The following is a 16,257-nucleotide window of genomic DNA, read 5'->3' on the forward strand; positions in this document are numbered from 1 at the left end:
CCGGCCGGATTTGCGTGTATCCCGACACGCAGACCGGACGGGTCGCGGAGCGACTCCTGTTGCGAGGCCGCAGGCCGAGGCCTGCATGCGCTCGGGCGTTCGCCGGGGCGAAGCTGGCGCTTCGCCTATCTCCGCCTCACCCTCTCACCCCGACCAATTTTGCGCGTAATTACACGCGTAAATAAAATCCGTCGCTTCAGCGACACTGCCGTGAGGCCGCAGGCCGAGCCGTGTATTTACACACGCAAATTGAATCGGTCGCGAAGCGACGCAATCGCCCGAAGGGCGCTCCTGCGCGTATTTACACACGCAAATCGAATCGGTCGCGAAGCGACACCAAAACTATCCGCCGTTGCTTCGCAACTGCTAGCGTCACTCCGGCGTTAGCCATGTTTTCTTGAGTAAGCTAACACCGGCACCGTTTCGTTGGCACCGTTCCCCGGCTTTCCCGAGCAGTGCCATGCGCTGAACGTGCGCACGCGAATCAGTCAGTACTGTTGTTGCGTTTTCGTCTCGTTATTGAGGCACCGAAACTGGCGGAAACGGGCAGTAATGCAGCTGATCAGGTGTGGCAAGGAAACCAACGATTATTCCATGCACAATCTCACAGACATGGCGACCCTCTCTGCTGCAGAGCATTTTTTCCTCGGCGGTTCATATCAAAGAATAGTCACTGGAAGGTCGAATGCAGCCGAATACTGCGGAGCATCACCAATTCGGTAAGCCCTGATTGATCCACGCGAAGCAGCGGCGTACGTTCTCAGTATGGGCAGATGAGGGGCGCAGCGTACGCCTTGAGGAGACACTGTAATGACACGCTCAACTTTTGCCGCCGCAATCATTGCCGCGGTGATCTTCAGCATTTGTCTTTCTATTCCCGGCCAAGCGGCGGTGCCCGACAGCCTGAGTTACCAGGGCTATCTCGCTGATGCATCGGGCTCACCCGTCAATGGAGTATCGACGATCACATTTTCGATCTATAACGTGCCGATAGAGGGTATTCCACTATGGACGGACATGCAGACCGTTCCTGTGGATCAGGGGTTATTCTCGGTCCTGCTCGGAAATCCGCTGAATCCGTTTCCTCCAGGCACGTTCGACGGCCCATTGTGGATAGGTATTACCGTGTCGGGTGATGCGGAGATGGTGCCACGGCGACAACTTACCAAAGTGAGTTACGCGTTCGAGGCAGACGACGCTTCGACAGTTCAAGGGCTTGGTCCCGAAGCTTTGCAGGGAGCAACGGGGCCTCCCGGACCTCCGGGTCCGCCGGGTGCCGATGGTGCCCAAGGCCTGACCGGTCCTGAGGGTCCGCAAGGCCTGACCGGTCCTGAAGGTCCGCAAGGCCTGACCGGTCCGCCGGGTGCCGATGGTGCCCAGGGCTTGCCCGGTCCTGAGGGTCCACAAGGCCTGACCGGTCCGCCGGGTGCCGATGGTGCCCAGGGCTTGCCCGGTCCTGAAGGTCCGCAAGGCCTGACCGGTCCGGAGGGTCCACAAGGGCCGGCCGGTCCTGAAGGTCCGGCGGGTCAAGGTATCGAGGCGTGCCCGTGCTGGATGTTGTTTCAATTGGTAAACGCAACAGAGGTGGATTTGAACGGATGCCTCGTGACCCGCGGTACCGGAACCCTTTGGAGGACTGCTGCACCAACACCGGCCTTCCAGGTTCTTTTGCAGCCGGGATTTCCGGAGGCATGTCTTGGTCCGCAAGGATTTTCAGATACCATCAACTTCGGTGAGAGTCTGCAGTGTGTCCAGGACATTGTTACTGCGTTCGCCCCGTGTATTTTCGATAGCAGCCTTTCTTCCGCGGCGTTGGTGAAGAGTTCCGCCGAGGATTTCGACGGTGACGAAATTCTTGACGGTAACGACAACTGCGCAACTATCGGTAATGCTGACCAGCGTGACACCAATAACGACGGCATCGGCAATGCCTGTGATCCTGATCTCAACAACGACTGTATTGTGAATCTGCTGGATCTTGCGATGTTCAGGACGGTGTTCCTCACCGATGATGCTGACGCAGATCTCAACGGTGATGGTGCGGTCAACCTGCTTGACCTGGCGATAGCGAGAACGTTCTTTCCCAGTGAACCTGGACCAAGCGCCAGCGGTTGCACAGCAGCTTATTAGCGGCGCATCAGGCACGCCGCAGGCCGAGCCGCGTAACGGGCCGAGCGTGCGTGCGGCGCTTGGCACGAAGCCGACGCTGTGCGGATCGCCTGTCGGTCAGGTCGGTCTCATCTTCGGTATTGGCCGCCTGGAGTCGCGTTCTGGCGCCGGCACCGGCCAGTGCCTGTTTGAAAGTATTGGCCGTCGCAGCGTCCATACTCTCACCGAGAAAAACAGGTTGCCCGAGAGATAACGCTGCCTGCAATTCGGCGTCGAAGTTAAACAGTTCCTCGAGTGCGTGTCGGACATCATCCGACACATGCCCGGGCTCTACCTCGCCCTCGAATATTAGATTAAAGCGTGCTGTGTTCATGTTTGCATAGTTCGCCGGCCTGATTACGCAGATATTCTGATGCGGCAGGCCGGTAAATTCCGGGGTGCAGGTGACATTCCAGTCATTTTTCCGCACCACCCAACTCTTCAAGGCAAACCCTCTGCAGCCTGACCACAAGAACTGGGTGAATACGGCAACCGTCTCTGGGTGATTACCCTCATGGCAGACAGGTGGAGTGCTCACGACAATACGCCGTGACAATAACGCCGGAGACGGTCCATGAGAATCTGTCTGCCATTTCTGCTGGCGCTGCTGCTGATGCCGGCCTCGTTCGCGTCGGCGGGACCGTTGCACCCGGTCGCTGCCAGCCTGCAGGCCGCCGGGATCGACGCCAGGGACCTGAAGGCGATTGGCTACGTGGAAAATGCGCACGGCCAGATCGATGAATGGTCAGACCGCATCATTGCCCGCCTGCAGCAGGGCATGGACGCGCGGGGCAACAGCCCGATCGTCGATGGTCGGGCACGCTTTCAGGTGCAGAAACTCCGCGTCACCTACGCCGGATACACCCGCAACAAAGCCCTTATCGACGCCATCAACCTGCTGGCCGCCGCCCACGAACGACGCCTGGACGCAGTCGACGAGATGTTACGCAGCGGGGTTGACGAACAACGTTATGAAGCGACGAGCGACGAAGTCGATGAACTGATCGCCGCCATCAGAAACTGGAGATCGAAACAATGAATCAGCTCAGAAATTTTTCAGCTGCTGTGGCCCTTATAAGCTGTTGCTCAGCTGCATATGCCGCAACGCCGCCAGTCGGCACGGTATCTGAGGCATCGACCACCGTGATGTGGACCGGCGCCCCGAGTTCGTCAAATCCGGCGGCCTGTGACCCGTCCAGTTGCGACACCTTCGAATTGACCATCGTGCCGCCGTCCTATTCGCCGTACAAGGTGATTATCGAGATGGATTCGACCGGGCCCACGCCTGACCAGGACGATTACGATATGCAGGTGTTCGATCCTGCCGGCAACCAGGCCGGCAGCTCCGGCTCATCGGGCTCGAACGAAAAAATTGCCTTGTTCAATCCTCCAGCCGGCACTTACGAGGTCGTGGTGCAGGCATGGGCGACAACCGCACCGCTCTCGAGCTATGCGGCCACCGCAATGCTCATCAATGCTGCGGAGGCTCCGCTGCGGGCGTCTCCCCCACCGAATGAACGTTCAATATTTGCGACACCGACGCTGATGGACTCGCAGCTCCATACCGGTGAGCCTTCGATCGACGTGTCGCCGGTGCTGCCGGCGGACGGTAGCCGCCCGCTCGTTATAGGCGATGCCCCGTGGGGCACTTCGAACGCGACCAGTCTGTGGTGGCGCAGCCGTGACGGCGCCCACACGTTTGAGCTGGTGCAGGATCCGCTGGCTGCACCGCGCCCGCGTCCGTGCGAGGAGATCGACGGTGGCGGCGATTCCGACACAGTCATCGATCGCAACGGTCAGATCTACGTCAACGACCTGGCCGCCTTGATCAATATCACTGTCGGTAACTCAGGCGACGATTTTCAGACGATGAGTTGCACCAAAGTGGATGGCACCAATCCGCTGCAGCCGATCCAGGACCGGCAGTGGATCGTGGCCTCACCGTTCGCCGACGGCACCGGCCCCAATATCGATGCCTACATTACATTTCGTCGCGGCCTGATCGGCGGCAACCCGCTGACAGAAACGGCTATTCAGATTTATGCCACTACGGATGCCGGAGCAACCTACGATCCGGTTGGCGAGATTACAGACTTCTTTGGCTTCTCGAACAACAAGGTGTCACAGACCGGCAATCCAGTAGTGGATCCGATCGACGGCACCCTGTATCAGGCCTATTACCTGGGAAGCGTGGCCAAGGTCGGTCGTTACGACCCGGTAGCCAACACTTTCGATGCGCTGACGGTCGCGAACCGCGACAGCGACGTCGGCAACGTGTTCACGACGCTAGCCATCGACACAGACGGTAATCTTTATTACGGCTGGATTGAGGGCGGCTCCTTTGACGTGCACGTTGCGGTGTCGACCGACCGCGGCGACACCTGGTCCTCGCCCGTGCGGGTGAATCTGCCCGGTGATTCTGATCTCGCGGTCAATCCCTACATGGTTGCCGGATCGCCGGGACGCGTCGCGATCCTGTACAACGCGACCGCCGATGCGCCCAGCCCCGATGGCGCGGATGGCCAGGTCTGGGACCTGTACCTGTCACAGTCGCTGAACGCTCTCGACCCCCAGCCGGATTACATCCAGTACAAGGTGACCGATACACCACTGCACTTCAATGCAATTTGCACCAGCGGTCTGGGCTGCAACCTGTCGGTGCCGGAGGGCGATCGCTCGCTGCTCGAGTTCAACGAGGTTGATATCGACGAGAGCGACGGATCGATGGTATTCATCTTCGCCGACAACGGGCGGCACGCGCAGGCACCAGTCGATCCTGCCACTGAGATTCCGCAGCCATACATCATGTCGACGCGACAGATCGCCGGAGCATCGATGCTGGCAGGAAAAACCATCAACAACACGCTGCCACGCATGAACCAGGTCACCGATCCGCTGGGCGATGCAACTTATCCGAAGGCCGGCACAGCGGAGGGTCCGACTCATCCGGCGCTCGACCTGCTGGCCAGCAACCTGGGAGCCACCACCGATGGCGTCCTGGTTACGCTCAACGTTGCCGACCTGAGCAACCTGAACGCAGCGCTGAACCCAACCTACGGCGTCGGCGATCCGCGGATCACCCAGAAGGCGCTGTGGGTCACGCGCTTCGAGGTGGTCCACGAAACGGCGGGCGGAACGCGCGAAGAGGTGTACACGGCCGGCATGGAATTCAACCTCGGCGATACGTCACCGACCTGCTTTTACGGGCCGGTTGGCGTGGCACGCAACGCCAGCGGCAGCATCAAGCGCTCGAACTACAGTAGCGCCGATGGCACCGTGGTTGCGGGCGACTGCCGCCTCGGGAACAGCATCGTTATCGAAGTGCCCTACGCAGCGATGGGTATCGATCCCGCGCTGAATCCACATCCGGCGTTTCGCTCTGTTGTGGCTTTCGCACTGGCCCAGCCTGAGGCCGAGCTCGATGGCATGCCGGTCGCGAGTTACTTTAACAACCAGCGCACGGTCGACGCCACGCGGTCATACGACTGGTCGCCCAACGATTTCGACATTGACGGCATCAGCAATTCTGCTGACAACTGCCCGGTCACCTTCAATCCGTCACAGGCGGACACCGATCTGGACGGTATTGGCGACGGTTGTGATAACTGCTCGGCAATTTCCAACGCAGATCAGTGTGATACCAACAGTGATGGCTACGGCAACCTTTGCGATGCCGACCTGACCAATGACGGCATAGTCAACACCTTCGATCTTGCGGTCATGCGAACGGATTTCGGCAATCAGGGCCCCGGGGAGGACGCTGACCTGGACTGCAACGAGGTCGTTAACACCTTCGACCTGGCGATCATGCGCGAGCAGTTTGGCGGCCAGCCCGGACCCAGTGGCCTGATCGACTAAAGCGGACGGGCTCCTCCTCCCCCCCTCTTTCAGGAGGAGCCCTGCCCCTTTTCCCGCGAATGGCTGGCAGGCGGCGCGGAGCCGCGCCGCCTTGCCTGCCAACGCGCGGTCAGACACCTCACAGCGGCTCACACCCCTCGCCCTTACCGCACTGCTATGGCCCGCTGAGACACCGGCTGCCCGTAGCTCGCCACTTTATGTAACCAACGGGTGCGTCAGCTCGCATTGACGGTTACGCTACACTGGCCGTCACGGCGTTCGTGATCACTCAGTCCGGTTTATAAATGGCAAATACCACCACACCCTTCCTGTCGGTAATCGCACCGTTGTACAACGAAGAGCTGAACGTGGGGCGGCTGCATGAGGCAATCGTTGCAGCCCTCGATCACTCGCGTTTTGCCGGGCACTACGAGCTGGTGTTTGTCGATGATGGCAGCACCGACGCGACTTACGCGCGGCTCGAAGAACTGGCCGCGATCGATCCGCAGGTAAAGGTCGTCCGGTTTCGTCGTAACTACGGCCAGACACCGGCCATGGCGGCCGGCATTGATCACGCCTCTGGCAAAATACTGGTTACGATGGATGGTGATCTCCAGAACGACCCGCGTGACATCGAAAAGCTCGTAAGCTGTGTCGAAACCGATGCCGATATTGCCGTTGGCTGGCGCTTTGACCGCCAGGACAAACTCATTACCCGCAAGGTGCCGTCACGGATTGCCAACTGGATCATCGGCAAAGTCACGGGTGTTCCAATCAAGGACAATGGCTGCTCGCTGAAAGCCTATCGCAGCTCCGTCATCAAAAAAGTGCCGCTGTACAGCGACATGCACCGCTTCATACCCGCCCTCAGCTCGATAACCGGCGCCCGGATCACCGAGTGCAAAGTCCGTCACAACGCCCGGGAGTTTGGCGAGTCCAAATACGGCCTGTCACGAGTCTACAAAGTCATCTTTGACCTGCTGTCGATAAAAATGATCACCGCGTTTGCCTTCCAGCCTTTGCTCTGGTTCAGCCTGCTTGCGCTGCCATTCGTGCTGCTTGTGCTCGCATCTCTGGCGTGGGTCACCGCAATCTGGTCCTCAGGCGCGGGCGCCTCTATTGTCCTGCCCAGTGGCGTACTGATTGTCTCCCTGAGCGCCGCGGTTTTCCTGGTGGTCTGCGGGGTGATCAGCGAACTGATTACCAGGTCATCGGGCAGGCGCCCCGGTGATATGGCAATACTGACGGCACTTGATTCGGCAGCGGAGAAATAGCGTGCTTAACGACCTGACCGTCATTGTCACCATTGCTTCACGCCGACACGGCAACATGGACGAGGTATTTGCCGCTTACGACGAAGCGCTGCGCCCGCACGTGCAGGACCTGAGCTATGTATTCGTGGTCGACGGTGGTCATGACGCCGCAGCGACTGCGCTCGATGCAATAGCCGCAAGCAATCCTGCCGTGCGGGTGATCAAGCTCAATCACGCCTTTGGCGAGAGCACCGCATTATCCATCGGCTTCGATGCCGCCGATTCCGAGTGGCTGCTGACGTTGCCGCCATACCTGCAGATCGAGCCAGCCAGCATGCACAAGCTTCTCGACCAGGCCGGCTCGCACGACCTGCTCTCCGCCCGCCGCTGGCCGATCCGTGGCCACCTGCTCAACCGGATAAGCAACAAGCTGTTCAATCGCGCCGTTCTTGCCATGACCGGGCTGCCGTTTCGAGACCTGGGCTGCGGCGTCAGGCTGCTACGAAAAACTGTTTCAACAGAGGTTCCCGTTTACGGCGCGCTGCACAGGTTCCTGCCTATCACTGCCAGCCAGCGTGGATTTAGCTGTGTCGAAGTCAGCCTGCCGCAGGCACAGCAGGATAAAGAGCTGCGGGTGCACGGTCCGTCGACCTATATCAAGCGGCTGATCGACCTGCTGACCGTATTTTTCCTGGTCAAGTTCACCAAGCGACCGTTGCGTTTCTTCGGTATGGCCGGATCGGTTTCAATCGCTGCCGGTGTCGCGGTACTGGCATTGACAATATTCCAGCGGCTGGTGATGTCCATGGCCCTGGCGGACCGACCGCTCATGCTGCTCGGCCTGGTGCTGGCCGTTTTGGGTGTACAGCTCTTTGCTGTAGGACTGGTGGGCGAACTGGTAATCTTCATGCATGCACGCGAACTCAAGGAATACACCGTGCTCAAGACGCTTAACCTTGAGCAGGCCACGGATGACGAAGACCGGCCGGGCCGACAGGCTGGTTGATCTGCAGGCCCCGGGGCGCCCGGCTCCGCACCACCTTAACCAGCCATGTTCTTACTGATCGCCGGCCTGCTGCTGTGGTCGCTCGTTCACCTGTTTACGAGCGTCGCACCACAGCAGCGACAGCGATTGCGCGCGGGGCTCGGCGCGCAGGTTTATCGGGCTTTTTATTCGGCGCTGATACTGCTGTCCCTCGTCCTGATCGTATTCGGCTGGCGCAACAGCCCGCCAGTCTCTCTCTACGCCCCGCCAGGCTGGGGCTACCTGCTGACGCCGGTAATGATGCTGCTCGCCCTGGTGTTGCTTGTTGCTGCAAACGCACCAGGGCATATCCGCCAGATGTTGCGCCATCCAATGTTGACGGGTGTCGTCGTCTGGGCGCTGGCCCATCTGCTTGTCAATGGCGAGAGCCGCTCACTGTTTCTGTTCGGGACACTGGCCGTCTGGGCAATCCTGGAAATGCTTCTTATCAATCGTCGTGACGGACCACGACCTCCGGTAGCCGCAACCTGGTCCGCCGACATTGTTGCCGTGGCCGGCGGCATTGTGCTTTTCGCAGCACTCGGGTGGCTGCACCCGGTTTTTACCGGCAGGGCCGCACTGCCTTTCTAGCAACACGTAAACGGCCTGCAGGCGTATACTGGTCAAGCGCTAAGCGGTAATGGCCTCGCAATGCACCCGATCATGCAAGCCCTGCACGAAGACCACGTCAATGTGGCGCGCCTTCTCGAGCTGATCGAGGAAGCGCTGCACCACACCAGCCGTGGTGACCTGTCCAGGCTTGACCTGGCTCACCAGGCGATGCGCTACATGACCGCCTACCCCGACATTTACCATCACCCAACCGAGGACATCGTCTTCGCCGCTTTGGTGCGCCGGGCTCCGGAGACCCGACAGATCGTCGATCAGCTGTCGGCCGAGCACGAATTGCTGGGTAGCAGCGGCACACAGTTTCTGAGCTTGCTGACAGAGGCCCGCGCCGGGATTCCGGAATCACTGCCCGCCACCGGCGCGGCATACGTTGATACCCTGCGGGCGCACATGAACATCGAAGAAGGCCGGGTTTTTCCCATTATAAAGGTGGTCTTCGGCCACCACGACTGGGACACGCTCAACGAGCAGCTCGAGATCGCACGCGATCCACTGTTCGGGCCGCAGCTGAAGAGCAGCTACCAGCAGCTGGCGCGCGCGCTGACCGACCGCTGAGCAGTCGCTTCACGGCCGGCACAAAAAAGCCCCGCTCGAAGGCGGGGCTTTTGCGTTTTCGCAGGTACGAGGTTCAGCTGCGGCGACGCAACGCACCCAGGCCCAGCAGGCCGGATGCCATCAGCCACACTGCGGCTGGCACCGGGATAACCGCTGTTTCGCCAGTGACGCGAATATTGTCGATCTTGGCAAAGTCGCCCTCGCCGCCATCCAGCCAGAACGCCAGCCAGACTTCCGATTCACCAGCAGCGGCTGCCAGGTCAAACGTCGCGGTGGAAAAGTTGTTGTTTGGCCCGGCACGCAGCAGTTCGGTCCAGCCGCCGCCTTCCCAGTTCCAGACGCCGTCAGCCGGACCGCCATGGCTGGTCGGACGCAGGTCGATCTGGCCATTTACAAAACCGATTGGATGCCCTGCCGCAAGATCACCGACGAAGTAACCGACAACGAGCCGGTCGTACGAACCGGCGGAAAAAGTACGCCAGTCAAATGTCAGCGTAATGTCAGTGTACATGCTGGCATCAAAGCTGATCAGCAGGCCGCCATCGTCCTCGGCAATACCCACCGGTGAACCATTACTACTGCCGCCGTACTGCTGTACGCCGACGTCGTGAGCCGGCGTACCATTGTCCGGCGCCTCGAACCTGGCACCAAACCAGTCGTTGTCAGCACCAAAATTGCTGATGTCGGGTATACCGAAACGGCGTGGATCCGAACCGGAGTAACCGCTGGTAACGCCGTCGAAAGTTTCAGACAGGAGTGTTGCCGGAGTAGCTGCGGCACCGTGACTGAGTAAAATTGCCACCAGCCCGGTAACGGCCAGGATAAATCTCTTCATTATTATGTCCCTCGGGAAATATTCTTGTGTTTTTTAGCAGGCGTGTTTCCCACGCTCGTGTTCGCAGTTTACCGTAAATAAGTACCTGACTGACTTTGTCTTTACGCTCTTTTACCCTCTCGTGGTACAAATGTGACCACCTTTACACCTGGCCCAATACATATGAATCAATTTAGTACATTAGCGCTGCAGCGGCCGTCGCCCGGGACTGCGCTGCTGACGCTGAATCGTGCCGCTGCGCTCAATGCGATCAATTCATCCATGCGAAAAGAACTCGCAACTGTGCTGCGGCAGATGGCAACTGACGACAGCGTCCGCATTGTTGTTATCAACGGTGAGGGGCGCGCCTTTTCAGCCGGCGCCGACCTCAAGGATGATATCGAACAGCTCGACATCAATGAGGTACTGATGAACGAGTACAAACCGTCATTCGATGCCATCATCACCATGAACAAGCCGGTCATTAGTGTGGTAACCGGGCTGGCCGCAGGCATTGGCCTGTCGCTGGCGCTGGTCTGTGACCTGACGGTCATGGCCGACGATGCTTTTCTGCTTTGCCCGTTCAGCACCATCAGCCTGATTCCCGATGGTGGCGCCAATTTCCTGCTGGCACGCCAGCTCGGCTACCGGCGCGCCTACCAGATGGCAATCGAAGCTGAACGCCTCCCTGCCACTGAAGCGCTGCGCCTGGGACTGGTCAACCGGCTGGCACCGGCCGACCACGCACTCGAAGATGCGCTGGCATGGGCTGACGAACTGGCACAACGTGCACCGTTGGCATTGGCGCGGACAAAAGAAGCGATGCGTTTTGCGCTGGGCCACACATACGATGAAACCTATCGCAGGGAAGCTGAACTACAGGCGGCCTGTTTTGCCAGTGACGATTTCAGCGAAGGGCGATCCGCTTTTGTAGAAAAACGCGCGCCGCGCTTCAGCGGCAAATAGGGTCAGGATGGCCGCCGTGTCGCCAGGCCGAGCGCAAACAGTCCGGAGATCATCAGCTGCAGTGCAGCCGGGATCGGCACCACTGCCATATCTATATTGATATCGCCACGGCTGCTGTTGCCCTGGGCATCTTCCGCCCAGAACCAGGCCGAGGCGCCAAAGTTCAGGTTCTTGTTGTTTGCACCAAAACCGATCTGGAATGCCGGGCCACGCTGCGTGATGATCAGGGTCGTGCCAGCCAGTGCTCCGATGCCGTCGAAGGTGCCGCTGAAGCCCGTGTAGTAGTACCAGGTTCCGGTATCGACCGGCCCGCCGTTGTCACTGTAAGCGCCGGACATCAGTTCCCGTTTCGGGCTGTCCGGTGGAGCGATGGCCGTTCGGCCAGACAACGACAGGGTTACCATGTAGCCGCTGCCGGCATCATCGATACTGTGAGCGTAGCCGCTGAACATGGCCGTACCGTCGTCGTATTCGATCAGCGTGCCGTCCGCGCCGGTAAACAGGTAATCCTGTCCGCTGATGGTAATTGCATGATCACCGCTGCCGGCGTAGTACTGCGCATCGGCCATCGCGGCACTCAACTCGTACGTACCAAAGGCGGTCGATGCCAGCGCACTGTCGGCCGCGGCACCGAGCAGGAACACCAGTGCCAGAATAATCACTTCGTTGTTGATCTTTTTCATCGCATTGCCCGGTTAACTTAAAGCAGCCAGATCGCGGCTTCTGCAAAGAAAAAAGCAAGAACGATGCCATGACGCACAACTGACTGAGGCAACTGGAGTTTCGTTACCCGCGAGGTGTTAACTTAATTTGGCGGCGGTAAAAAAAACCGACAGCGGGGAGGATCTAGCGGCGGCAATCGCCCGGCCGCGGCCGCACTGACGGATCATGCCTGCAACGTGCAGTTACCGTGACACGGTGATTAGCGCGGATGCCACGCAGTCGCGTGGTGCTGCCGTCTGCCCAGTGCACCGTAATCCGGTTCACCCGGCGTGCCCTGCCAAGCCCGAAATGCAGCACCTGCTCACTCTGGCCCAGGTAGGTTCCACCCGTGGTGACCTGCTGCACCTGGGTATCACGACGGGCCTTTACCGTTACCACCGCACCAATGCCCTGTGGCGCCAGTCGTGGATTCCTGTGCGTGTCGAAGCGCAGCTGCAACCAGTTCGCGTCTGCCGGCGCGTGCGGCGCCGAAATTATGTCGTTGCGATACAGCCGCAGCGGCTCTTCGTTAGACAAAATGACCAGGTCCATATCGCCATCGCGATCGTAGTCGAAATGCAGCATTGCGCGGCCTTCGCCGGTATGCGCCAGGCCCGCGCTCTCACCAATCTCCGCGAAATGCGCTCCATGCGAGCTGCGCCACAGGTAGCTGCGTTCGTTCACAAAGTTTGCGCCAGTAACCGGATCGTAGATTCGCCAGCCGTTCGTCATCGCCAGGTCGGTCCAGCCGTCGTTATCGAAGTCCACAGCGCTGGTCCCCCAGCCCCAGCCACCGTCGTTGACGCCGACTGCCGCAGACATCTCGCTGTAGATATGGTCACCGTGGTTGATATACAGCCCGTTGCCCCAGAATTCACTTTCGAAAGCATAGGTCGGCCAGATTGCGGTGATAAACCAGTCCGGCAGACCATCACGATTGAAGTCGGCAACAGCAGTACCCATGCCATTGTGCGCATTACCGATACTCCACTGCGTTGCGGGCAGCCCGCTACCCGGGTCCAGTTCAGTAAAAGTACCGTCGCGGTTGTTGCGGTAATAACGGTTAGTGCCGAAATCGCCGGCCACCAGCAATTCAGGAAAACGATCCCCGTCCATGTCTGCCCACACCGCGCCAAAGGCGTGGGTGCTGTCCTGGAACACGCCGGAGGTGCTCGTCACGTTAGTGAAGCTGCCGTTACCCTCGTTACGAAAAAGCCTGGCCCCCAGCACCGGACGGCTGTGCCAAGCCCCCACAAACAGGTCCAAATCGCCATCGAGATCGTAATCGCCGAATGCCGCACCGTAGCCGTCTTCGAAATTTTCAGTTGTCATGGCCACACCGGCCGCGACAGCGACATCGACAAAGCCATTGCCATCGTTGCGGTATAACAGGTGATGACCGGGCCCGGGCTGCTCGTCGCTTGGTCCAAAACTGGAGACGAACAGATCGTCATCCCCATCGTTGTCGTAATCGCCAACCGTCGCCCCTACACCGCGATGCGGGCGGGCAATCCCCCAGCGCGCTGCCTGATCGCTGAAAGTCCCATCGCCGTTATTGATGTATAGCCGATCGGGGGTTGCGCCGCCGCCAATCACGTAAAGGTCCGGATAGCCGTCGCTATTGAAATCGCCGATTGCCCCGCCACCGGCCATTGGGCCAGCGCGGTGCCCCAGCGGCTGATCGTGCACAAAGCTCAGCCCCGCGCCGGCGGTTTGCTCGCTGAAAACGAGCGGTGCAGCCAAACAGATAACAGGCTGCAGGGTAAGCAGTAGAGTCAATAAACGCAGCATCATAATGTTCTTGTTATGTCAGGTAGCAGAAACCCTCATACCAGTGTAACCAATTAATCCGGCAGCGACGCCGAAGTTGACGATAACCGGTCAGACGGCCGGTCGGTTAAACAGGACAGTGTCCGGGCCGGCTGTACCACCAGACACTATAAAGTTCATCGCCTCGTCCATCGTCCAGGGTGTCGGTATCAGTTTCTCAACCGGCACTATTTCAACAAAACCATTGGTCGGGTTCGGCGTTGTTGGCACATAAACGGCAGCCAGCTCGATGCGGCTCTCCGGGTCGGTGAAGGTTCGGGTTACAAAGCCGACGGCTCGCATTTGTGGCGAAGGAAATTCGATCAGCACTACGCGCTGCACGCCGTCCGGCTTGCGCTGCAGCGCCGCGATCAGCTTTTTGACCGACCCATAGATGGTCTGAATACCGGGCACCCGGGCGACGATGGATTCAAACATCGTCACCAGGCGCCGTCCGACGACCTGGCTGACCAGCAGGCCGAGCAGGTAAATCGAAAACAGCGTCAGGACGACAGCGAGCACGCTCTGGAACCACGGCTGCAACAACAGCTGCGCCAGCAGCGGTGCATCCTCGTCGATACGCCCGGCCACCACACGTACCCATGGCAGACCAACGCGGGACAGCTGGCGGAACACAATACTGACAACCACCCAGGTGACCCACAGCGGTATCAGTGTCAGAACGCCGCTGATGAGATAGCGGCGGATATGCGGTTGTCGGCGCATGAGGATCATCCGTAGCCCGGTTGAGCCCAAATTATATGGCGTTATGTCGCAAAGGGCGGCAATAAATTTTCTAAAGTTCTGTTCGCGCCGGCCGGTATAACCGAGTGAGGGTTAAATCGCATGTCTGCCATGGACGGTGGATCGCGATTCTCGCGACAGGGACGGACAACCGGCGCCAGGGACGGCGCCATCTTTCTGAGATAGCCATGGACGCAGTCAGCGCAAACAGGATCGACGCGAATATAGCCGCACGGCCTGGCGGCAGCGTTGGACTGCCTGCGGTCAGCGGCAACGCAGGCAGCAACGACCCGCTGCAGCCGCGTCGTGCGGCGCAACCCGATGCCGTGGCCGCCACTGGTGCGGGCGATGACAAGAGCGTGCGGGGCGCTAAGCCGCTCGGCCTGAATCGCAGTTTTTCCGCGGAAGAACAATCACAACTGCGCGAACTGCGCGCGCGTGATCGCGAGGTCAGGGCGCACGAGCAGGCCCACCTCTCTGCTGCCGGCGCGCATGCCCGCGGCGGCGCCAGTTTCACCTATGAAACCGGCCCTGACGGGCGTCGCTATGCGGTCGGTGGTGAAGTCTCGATCGATACCGCGGAGGTTGCCGGCGACCCGCAGGCAACTCTGGCCAAGGCCCGGCAGGTGCGACGTGCTGCTCTTGCGCCGGCGGACCCTTCGCCGCAGGACCGGCAGGTGGCTGCCCGGGCAGCTGCAATGGCGCGCGAGGCCAGCGCAGAGATTGCGCAACAACGAATCGAGGCGCAGTCCGGTACGGCCACATCCGGCCGCCTGGATCGGGCCTATCAGGCGGCCGACGACGCCACATCGCTGGTAAATCTCGTCGCCTGATCACCCGCTGGCGCATCATGCGGCCCCGGTGTAGAACGGGTACCGATGGATGCGCTCATTCTTTATGCGATTCCGGTGTTCCTGCTGCTGATGGGCGCCGAGTACCTGGCCGGGCGCACTCAGGGTCTGCAGCTATACGAACAGCGCGACACCCTGGCGAACCTGGCGATGGGCAGCGGCAATGTACTGATCAATCTTGCCTGGAAAAGCGCCGGCCTGGCAGCGGCTATTGCCGTTTACCAGTACCGCCTGTTCGACATCCCGGCCAGCGCGGCCTGGGCATGGCTGCTTCTGCTGTTCGCTGAGGACCTCTGTTACTACCTGTTTCACCGCTTCCATCACGAATCGCGCATTGGCTGGGCGGCGCACGTCAATCATCATTCAAGTCGACACTTCAACCTGGCGGTAGCGCTGCGCCAGTCCTGGACCACACCGTTTACCGGAATGGTGTTCTGGCTGCCGTTGCCGCTACTCGGCTTCCACCCGTTAATGGTGCTGACGCAGCAGGCGATCAGCCTGCTGTACCAGTTCTGGATTCATACACAAACCATTGGCCGGCTCGGCCCACTCGAGTGGGTGCTCAACACCCCGTCCCATCACCGGGTGCATCACGGCACCAACCCGGAATATATCGATCGAAACTATGGCGGCATACTTATTATCTGGGATCGGCTTTTCGGCACCTTTGCCGCCGAAAATGCACCGGTGAAATACGGCATCATCCACCAGCTCGATACTTTTAACCCCCTGCGTATCGCCTTTCACGAATGGCGTGCCCTGTTCGGCGACCTGCGCCGCGCCACAGGCATTCGCCAGGCCGCCGGCTTCCTGTTGCGCCACCCCGGCTGGCAGCCAGCGCCACGCGGGCAGCAGTCAATTAGGGAATAACGACTTTTTTAACAGGGAGTTGTATGCAATATGTCACCAAGCCTGTACAGCATG

At 59.8% G+C, this 16,257-nt stretch carries 15 protein-coding genes; 10 read left to right on the forward strand and 5 right to left on the reverse strand.

Translation table 11 applies throughout. The features are described 5' to 3' along the window. Positions 1 to 849: 849 nt before the first annotated feature. Entirely contained in the window at positions 850 to 2,130 is a 1,281-nt protein-coding gene (locus tag HKN06_04215) for a hypothetical protein (protein NNF60518.1), read from the forward strand. 7 nt (positions 2,131 to 2,137) lie between these two features. Here HKN06_04215 and HKN06_04220 read toward each other — a convergent pair whose 3' ends face one another. Then, positions 2,138 to 2,578, reverse strand: coding sequence for a hypothetical protein (locus HKN06_04220; GenBank protein ID NNF60519.1), 441 nt, complete (start codon positions 2,576 to 2,578; stop codon positions 2,138 to 2,140). Positions 2,579 to 2,722: 144 nt separating this feature from the next. Here HKN06_04220 and HKN06_04225 point away from each other — a divergent pair, with 144 nt between their 5' ends. The 6 genes from HKN06_04225 (at position 2,723) to HKN06_04250 (ending at position 9,447) form a co-directional block, all read left to right on the forward strand. Continuing rightward, entirely contained in the window at positions 2,723 to 3,187 is a 465-nt protein-coding gene (locus HKN06_04225; GenBank protein NNF60520.1) for a hypothetical protein, read from the forward strand. Then, positions 3,184 to 6,006, forward strand: coding sequence for an exo-alpha-sialidase (locus tag HKN06_04230; protein NNF60521.1), 2,823 nt, complete (start codon positions 3,184 to 3,186; stop codon positions 6,004 to 6,006). The genes HKN06_04225 and HKN06_04230 overlap by 4 nt, the downstream gene beginning before the upstream one ends. A 284-nt stretch (positions 6,007 to 6,290) precedes the next feature. Next, positions 6,291 to 7,259 (forward strand): glycosyltransferase family 2 protein, encoded by a 969-nt coding sequence (locus HKN06_04235; protein ID NNF60522.1) that lies wholly within the window; start codon positions 6,291 to 6,293, stop codon positions 7,257 to 7,259. Between the two features lies 1 nt (position 7,260). After that, positions 7,261 to 8,244, forward strand: a complete 984-nt coding sequence (locus HKN06_04240; protein ID NNF60523.1) for a glycosyltransferase — start codon at positions 7,261 to 7,263, stop codon at positions 8,242 to 8,244. 45 nt (positions 8,245 to 8,289) lie between these two features. Next, a complete protein-coding gene (locus HKN06_04245) occupies positions 8,290 to 8,853 on the forward strand; it encodes an NnrU protein (protein ID NNF60524.1) in 564 nt (187 codons plus the stop codon). A 60-nt stretch (positions 8,854 to 8,913) separates the two neighbouring features. Beyond that, a complete protein-coding gene (locus HKN06_04250) occupies positions 8,914 to 9,447 on the forward strand; it encodes a hypothetical protein (protein NNF60525.1) in 534 nt (177 codons plus the stop codon). A 73-nt stretch (positions 9,448 to 9,520) separates the two neighbouring features. Here the strand turns inward: HKN06_04250 and HKN06_04255 are convergent, their stop codons facing one another. Further along, on the reverse strand, positions 9,521 to 10,282 hold the full coding sequence (locus tag HKN06_04255) for a VPLPA-CTERM sorting domain-containing protein (GenBank protein NNF60526.1): 762 nt from the start codon (positions 10,280 to 10,282) through the stop codon (positions 9,521 to 9,523). Between the two features lie 162 nt (positions 10,283 to 10,444). Here HKN06_04255 and HKN06_04260 point away from each other — a divergent pair, with 162 nt between their 5' ends. After that, the gene (locus HKN06_04260) at positions 10,445 to 11,227 is read left to right on the forward strand and encodes a hypothetical protein (protein NNF60527.1); all 783 of its coding nucleotides are present in this window, start codon (positions 10,445 to 10,447) and stop codon (positions 11,225 to 11,227) included. A 2-nt stretch (positions 11,228 to 11,229) separates the two neighbouring features. Here the strand turns inward: HKN06_04260 and HKN06_04265 are convergent, their stop codons facing one another. The 3 genes from HKN06_04265 to HKN06_04275 all read right to left on the reverse strand — a co-directional run bounded on the left by HKN06_04265 (position 11,230) and on the right by HKN06_04275 (position 14,464). Beyond that, complete coding sequence (locus HKN06_04265) at positions 11,230 to 11,910, reverse strand: hypothetical protein (protein NNF60528.1); 681 nt, start codon at positions 11,908 to 11,910, stop codon at positions 11,230 to 11,232. Between the two features lie 163 nt (positions 11,911 to 12,073). Beyond that, positions 12,074 to 13,672, reverse strand: coding sequence for a CRTAC1 family protein (locus tag HKN06_04270; GenBank protein NNF60529.1), 1,599 nt, complete (start codon positions 13,670 to 13,672; stop codon positions 12,074 to 12,076). A 138-nt stretch (positions 13,673 to 13,810) separates the two neighbouring features. Further along, positions 13,811 to 14,464: a DUF502 domain-containing protein gene (locus HKN06_04275; protein ID NNF60530.1), complete on the reverse strand. Its 654-nt coding sequence runs from the start codon at positions 14,462 to 14,464 to the stop codon at positions 13,811 to 13,813. A 206-nt stretch (positions 14,465 to 14,670) separates the two neighbouring features. Here HKN06_04275 and HKN06_04280 point away from each other — a divergent pair, with 206 nt between their 5' ends. Continuing rightward, on the forward strand, positions 14,671 to 15,315 hold the full coding sequence (locus tag HKN06_04280; protein ID NNF60531.1) for a hypothetical protein: 645 nt from the start codon (positions 14,671 to 14,673) through the stop codon (positions 15,313 to 15,315). A 45-nt stretch (positions 15,316 to 15,360) separates the two neighbouring features. Next, a complete protein-coding gene (locus tag HKN06_04285) occupies positions 15,361 to 16,203 on the forward strand; it encodes a sterol desaturase family protein (GenBank protein ID NNF60532.1) in 843 nt (280 codons plus the stop codon). Positions 16,204 to 16,257: the final 54 nt, after the last annotated feature.

Source organism: Gammaproteobacteria bacterium (assembly GCA_013003425.1).
Taxonomy (GTDB): domain Bacteria; phylum Pseudomonadota; class Gammaproteobacteria; order Steroidobacterales; family JABDKV01; genus JABDJB01.